The sequence below is a fragment of the Dolichospermum sp. LEGE 00246 genome, from assembly GCF_015207865.1.
Taxonomy (GTDB): Bacteria; Cyanobacteriota; Cyanobacteriia; order Cyanobacteriales; family Nostocaceae; genus Dolichospermum; species Dolichospermum heterosporum.
Map to the genome: position 1 here is coordinate 22,346 of NZ_JADEWA010000016.1, position 6,000 is coordinate 28,345.

The 6,000-nt window shown below is 40.1% G+C and carries 6 protein-coding genes; 5 read left to right on the top strand and 1 reads right to left on the bottom strand.

The features are described from left to right. Position 1 precedes the first annotated feature (1 nt). The gene (locus IQ228_RS02190) at positions 2-742 is read left to right on the top strand and encodes a sulfite exporter TauE/SafE family protein (RefSeq protein ID WP_027403122.1); all 741 of its coding nucleotides are present in this window, start codon (positions 2-4) and stop codon (positions 740-742) included. A 236-nt stretch (positions 743-978) separates the two neighbouring features. After that, complete coding sequence (locus IQ228_RS02195) at positions 979-1,554, top strand: Uma2 family endonuclease (protein WP_193962069.1); 576 nt, start codon at positions 979-981, stop codon at positions 1,552-1,554. A gap of 84 nt (positions 1,555-1,638) precedes the next feature. Here the strand turns inward: IQ228_RS02195 and IQ228_RS02200 are convergent, their stop codons facing one another. Continuing rightward, positions 1,639-2,316 (bottom strand): response regulator transcription factor, encoded by a 678-nt coding sequence (locus IQ228_RS02200; protein ID WP_027403124.1) that lies wholly within the window; start codon positions 2,314-2,316, stop codon positions 1,639-1,641. A 1,033-nt stretch (positions 2,317-3,349) separates the two neighbouring features. On the opposite strand from IQ228_RS02200, the gene groES reads away from it, so the two are divergent. The 3 genes from groES to IQ228_RS02215 all read left to right on the top strand — a co-directional run bounded on the left by groES (position 3,350) and on the right by IQ228_RS02215 (position 5,989). Then, positions 3,350-3,661: a co-chaperone GroES gene (gene groES, locus IQ228_RS02205; RefSeq protein ID WP_027403125.1), complete on the top strand. Its 312-nt coding sequence runs from the start codon at positions 3,350-3,352 to the stop codon at positions 3,659-3,661. A 102-nt stretch (positions 3,662-3,763) separates the two neighbouring features. Next, positions 3,764-5,401 carry a chaperonin GroEL gene (gene groL / locus IQ228_RS02210; RefSeq protein WP_027403126.1) on the top strand — a complete coding sequence of 546 codons (1,638 nt, stop codon included), beginning with the start codon at positions 3,764-3,766 and terminating at the stop codon, positions 5,399-5,401. Between the two features lie 297 nt (positions 5,402-5,698). Continuing rightward, positions 5,699-5,989: a hypothetical protein gene (locus tag IQ228_RS02215; RefSeq protein ID WP_027403127.1), complete on the top strand. Its 291-nt coding sequence runs from the start codon at positions 5,699-5,701 to the stop codon at positions 5,987-5,989. Positions 5,990-6,000 lie beyond the last annotated feature (11 nt).

A 6,000-nucleotide genomic window follows, 5' to 3' on the forward strand; every position in this document is an offset into this window, starting at 1 on the left:
TATGACAATATTTTGGTTAGCATTAGCTGGAATTGTAGGATGGTTTGTCAGTTTACTAGCAGGTGGTGGAAGTGCATTAATCCTTATGCCCATTGTAAGTATATTTCTAGGGGCTGTAGCTATTGCTCCCGTAATTACTATTAGTGGGCTATTTGGAAACAGTGAAAGAGTATTTGTGTATTGGCAAAAAATTAATTGGGATGTTGTTAAATGGGAGTTACCAGGAGCAATTTTTGGCGGAATTTTGGGAGCTTTTACACTAACAAAACTTAAATTAGATTGGTTAAGTATTTTAGTTGCTATATTTCTGATTTTTTCAGCTACTAGTTACTTTTTTAAAAATGAAGAAAAATCTTTTTCAGTCAAAGCTTGGTACTTTTTACCAGCAGGTTTCGCCTATGCTTTTTTCTCTGGATTAATAGGGAGTATGGGTCCTGTATTAGCTCCACTTTATATTAACTATGGCTTACAAAAAGAAGAATTACTAGCAACTCAGGCAACAAATCGAGTGATTGTTCATATTGTCAAGATTTTTGTCTATAGTTTTTTGGGTGCTTTCAAATTGCCATATATTGGTTATGGAATTGTCCTTGGTTTGGCTGCTATACCTGGAAACTGGTTGGGACATTTAGTTTTGCAAAAAATCAGTGAAAAACAATTCCGGCGACTGGTTATCTCCTTTGTTTTGTTCAGTGGAATGCTAATTTTATGGCAGCAACGAGAACTATTAGTTTTTTGGTAAAACCACTTTCAATTTAATTTTGCAACTTGATTTGATTAAACTAATTTTTTAGTTCTATAATTTATTGTAGATGCCTAACTTAGTATCAATATGGCGGTATGCACTCGAATGAGATACAGTCAGTAAATCGAAAACCCTGTAGGGGCGCAGGGACTGCGCCCTCGATTGTATTTCATCCAACCAATAACCGCTATAGCAAGTGTTAAGCCTACATCTTAATTTGTGAGGTTTTAAATATGGTTGCTTCTCCCCAAATCTACATCACTCCAGAAGAATATTTAGAATTAGAAGAAAACAGCCCCGTCAAGCATGAATATATTGATGGATATATTTACGCAATGGCTGGCGCATTAGACGCTCATATTACCATTGCTGGAAACTTGTTTGCACTACTGCGTAATCATGTGCGTGGTTCTGGTTGTCGAGTATATATTTCTGATATGAAAGCCAGAATTGAATCTTTAAATAGATTTTTTTATCCTGATATTATGGTAACTTGCGATAACCGTGATCAAGAAACACTAGGATATAAAAGATTTCCTTGTTTAATAATCGAAGTTTTATCTGATTCTACCGAAAGATTTGATCGAGGTGACAAATTCGCTGATTATCAAACTATAGAAACTTTACAAGAATATATTTTAATTAATACAAAAAAACCGAGAGTTGAATGTTTCCGCCGCAATCAAGATGGATTTTGGGTATTACAGTCTTATGTAGGAGAAGAAACTTCATTTCAATTACACAGCATTAGCTTTGCGGAAACAATGAGACAACTTTATGAAGATGTAGATTTTCCGCAGCCAGCGTAATTTTCCCCAATCCACAATCAGAAATTTTGGACTTTAGACCTTAGATAAATCATCCAAAATCTAAAATCCAAAATCTAAAATTGTTTAAGCCATTTGATTTTCAATCGCCCAACGTGCTAATTCAGTACGGTTGTGGAGATTGGTTTTGCCCAACATATTGGACACATGGCTTTCAACAGTTCGCTGACTGACATTTAATTCTTCAGCGATTTCGCGGTTTGCTAAACCCCTAGCGACAAACTGGACTACTTTTAGTTCCGTTGGGGTTAACTGGACATCGAAAGGAACTTGGATGCGAGAGCCGCTGTCCCCGCCCTTGGTTTGATGTTCTTTCCAACGCACAGTTTGCTTGAGTGAGGATTCTACTTGTGCTACGAGTTCTTCAGGTTCAAAGGGCTTGATCATATATACGTCAGCACCTTTATTTAACCCCTTAACTCGGTCTGCACTTTGACCTTTAGCTGAGAGGAAAAGAACGGGAATCCAACTAGTTCGTTCAGTCTTGCGGACTTCCTCGACAAAAGTGTATCCGTCCATTTCCGGCATCATCACGTCACAGATGATCATATCTGGAACTTCGGTTTCTAGAAGATCCAGAGCTTCTCTGCCATTTGCAGCCGTGATGACTTCATAGCCCCGAAACTCTAAGTAATCCTTCACCAGCAAGATGAGGTTAGGGTCATCATCAATAAGTAGAAGTCGTTTGTGGTCTTTCATGCTGGGTTCTTTCATAACAGTGGCACTTCTTGCGCTTCGATCCATTAAGGTATTGATATAGTTATCCCGTATGTTGGATGACTTCGGATGTTGTCTTTTTTCCCACTTAACTTACTTTAACTCCCCGAAGTCTTAAAAGTGTTAGTTACTTTCAACAGACTTGCAAGTGAATGGAAAAAGTCTAGTAAGGATACGTATAGCAGTAGTCTTTATAATGCGCTATTATAGATCCATTTGAAAGTTGCAGGCTGAAAACCCTGATAAAATTATTGTCATTGTGAATAATCACAAGTCAGTATTTTTCAAGATGACCCTAGCTCAAAACTCGCCCGCGCTTTCATTGGTATACTGCTGCTTTACTTATCCTTCGGATGTGAAGCCTCTATTTAGAGGTTCAAAATCAACCGGGGAATCTTTTGGACAAGTATGGGTTAAAAATATAGATTTCTTCACCATACTCGTTGCCAATCTACTGGTCTTGGATGACCTACTCTAATGACTTCTGGATTTAATTGGCGATACCAGACCCCATCTAGGTAAACTACTATTATCGTTCTAGAACAACAAACACGCAAGTTTTTGACTTGGGCTGTGAAGATGCCTATGGAATAACTATGTGTTAACTGATGGGTTGATCGCTCTCCCAGTCCTTGTTAACAACATTACCAAGTTCTAGACTAGCCGATTTATAACAGAATTGAGCATTTATCTGTTTTAGGTAATGGGTAATGGGTAATTGGTAATGTTCCCTGTTCCCTGTTCCCTGTTCCCTGTTCCCTAGTAGTTTTAGGGATGAGATGACTGTTTGTGGATCATTGTGATGTTACTCATTGAGTAGATCCCTGATTACAGTTCTATAACAATTTCCCAAGTTTGCAAATAAAGTTGTCCATATCAAAATATTCATTACTTACGCAACAAACCCTGACAACTAAAATAATTGGATATTTGCACTTAAGTATCGCCACCCTAATCTTAGTTCGGAAACCCGTACACAAGCCATGATTGCTATTGGGGCATAGATAAAGCTAAATTAGCACTCATGAGTCGAGAGTGCTAATTTAGCAAGAAATTTTGTATGGCAGCTGTATCTCTAAGCGTTTCCACCGTTAAGCCCCTGGGCGATCGCGTTTTCATCAAAGTGAGCGCCCCCCAAGAAAAAACCGCAGGCGGTTTGTATTTGCCCGATAATGCCCAGGAAAAACCCCAAGTAGGCGAAATCGCCGCTGTTGGTCCTGGCAAGCGCAATGACGACGGTACTCGTCAAACAATGGATATTAATGTTGGCGATAAAGTGTTGTACTCCAAGTACGCTGGCACTGATATCAAGCTGGGTACAGATGAATATGTACTCCTTTCTGAAAAAGACATTTTAGCGATTGTTAACTAATTGGGACTGGGTGATGGGTAAGGAGTTTTCCTAATTACCTGCTCACCATTCACCAATTCTTCGCAAAATTTAATTAATTTACTACCGGGATTTAGACTTATTATGGCAAAGCGCATTATTTACAACGAAAACGCCCGTCGCGCTCTAGAGCGTGGTATTGATATTCTCGCTGAAGCTGTAGCTGTTACCCTTGGTCCAAAGGGTCGTAACGTGGTTCTAGAGAAGAAATTCGGCGCTCCACAAATCGTGAATGATGGTGTCACCATCGCTAAAGAAATTGAATTAGAAGACCACATCGAAAATACTGGTGTAGCTCTAATTCGTCAAGCTGCTTCCAAAACCAATGACGCTGCTGGTGATGGTACAACCACAGCTACCGTTTTGGCTCACGCTATTGTTAAAGAAGGCTTGCGGAACGTTGCGGCTGGTGCTAATGCAATTTTATTGAAACGCGGTATTGATAAAGCATCTGCGTTTTTAGTCGAAAAAATTGCTGAACACGCTCGCCCTGTAGAAGATTCTAAGGCGATCGCCCAAGTTGCGGCAATTTCTGCTGGTAACGACGAAGAAGTCGGTAGCATGATTGCTCAAGCTATGGACAAGGTGGGTAAAGAAGGCGTAATTTCCCTAGAAGAAGGGAAGTCTATGACCACCGAATTGGAAATCACCGAAGGTATGCGCTTTGACAAGGGTTATATTTCCCCTTACTTCGCTACCGATGCAGAACGGATGGAAACCGTTTTCGATGAGCCTTATATCTTGTTAACTGACAAGAAAATTGCTTTGGTACAAGATTTAGTTCCTGTCCTCGAACAAGTAGCTCGTTCCGGTCGTCCTTTGGTAATTATTGCTGAAGACATTGAAAAAGAAGCTTTGGCAACTTTGGTAGTTAACCGTTTACGCGGTGTCCTTAACGTGGCTGCTGTGAAAGCTCCTGGTTTTGGCGATCGCCGTAAGGCTATGCTAGAAGATATTTCCGTCTTAACTGGTGGTCAACTGATCACCGAAGACGCTGGGTTGAAACTAGATACAACCAAACTAGAAAGCTTAGGTAAAGCTCGTCGCATCACCATTACCAAAGACAGCACCACAATTGTTGCCGAAGGTAATGAAGCTGCTGTGAAGGCTCGTTGCGAACAAATCCGTCGTCAGATGGAAGAAACCGAATCTTCTTACGACAAAGAAAAACTGCAAGAGCGTTTGGCTAAATTGTCCGGTGGTGTAGCTGTTGTTAAAGTTGGTGCAGCTACCGAAACCGAAATGAAGGACAAGAAGCTGCGCTTGGAAGATGCTATTAACGCTACCAAGGCTGCTGTAGAAGAAGGTATTGTTCCCGGTGGTGGTACAACCTTAGCTCACCTAGCTCCTGTATTGGAAGCTTGGGCGCACATCAACCTCAAGGATGAAGAGTTGACTGGTGCTTTAATCGTTGTTCGGGCTTTACCTGCTCCTCTGAAGAGAATTGCCGAAAACGCTGGTCAAAACGGCGCTGTAATTGCGGAAAGAGTGAAAGAGAAGGATTTCAACATTGGTTTCAATGCTTCTACCAACGAATTCGTTGATATGTTGGAAGCTGGTATTGTTGACCCCGCTAAGGTAACTCGTTCTGCTTTGCAAAACGCTGCTTCTATCGCTGGTATGGTGTTGACAACCGAATGTATCATTGTTGACAAACCTGAACCTAAAGACGGCGCTCCTGCTGGTGCTGGTGGTATGGGTGGCGGAGATTACGACTACTAAAATCTTTTCCTACCTTTAAATAAATGGCCGCTTCCGCAAGGGGGCGGCTGTTTTTTTTTGTTGATTACTACTTTTCCAGGGATATTGTAGCTGCTATAATAGGTTTCAAGTTGTCGAACAACGATATTAAGTAGTGAGACAGAATTAATTACACAATGTCATTGCGTTAGCGCAGCGTGGCGTTAGCCATATGGAACGAAGTGAAATGAAGCAATTCCAAGGGTTGTGATTGCTTCTCTTCGCTCGCAATGACTGTAAATATTTTTGTCCAATTACTTATTTTGAGGAGGTTTAACTATGACTCAAATTATTAATCATCAATCTAATTATCAAAAATTACCCGAAATTGTCAGAACTTTAATTGACAATAATCCTCTTTATCAAGAAAACTTAGATAGAGAGAAAATGATTGAAGTGACTAATCGTAATTTTGATCCTATTGCTGTCCCTGATGTTAATAATATCTCTCAGGGGGAATTAACGAAACGGATTAAAAGTATTTTATCTTTACATTTAGTTTCAGGAATGTTAAATGATTTGACTCCAGAGCAAATGCAAATTTTTGATGAATCTGTAAAACGAGGTTAAATGGGTTATTT

Excerpts from the sequence above, each read along its gene's own strand:
- IQ228_RS02190 (WP_027403122.1), top strand. The coding sequence starts at position 2 with ATGACAATATTTTGGTTAGCATTAGCTGGAATTGTAGGATGGTTTGTC.
- IQ228_RS02215 (WP_027403127.1), top strand. The coding sequence starts at position 5,699 with ATGACTCAAATTATTAATCATCAATCTAATTATCAAAAATTACCCGAA.
- groES (WP_027403125.1), top strand. The coding sequence starts at position 3,350 with ATGGCAGCTGTATCTCTAAGCGTTTCCACCGTTAAGCCCCTGGGCGAT.
- IQ228_RS02195 (WP_193962069.1), top strand. The coding sequence starts at position 979 with ATGGTTGCTTCTCCCCAAATCTACATCACTCCAGAAGAATATTTAGAA.
- IQ228_RS02200 (WP_027403124.1), bottom strand. The coding sequence starts at position 2,316 with ATGGATCGAAGCGCAAGAAGTGCCACTGTTATGAAAGAACCCAGCATG.
- groL (WP_027403126.1), top strand. The coding sequence starts at position 3,764 with ATGGCAAAGCGCATTATTTACAACGAAAACGCCCGTCGCGCTCTAGAG.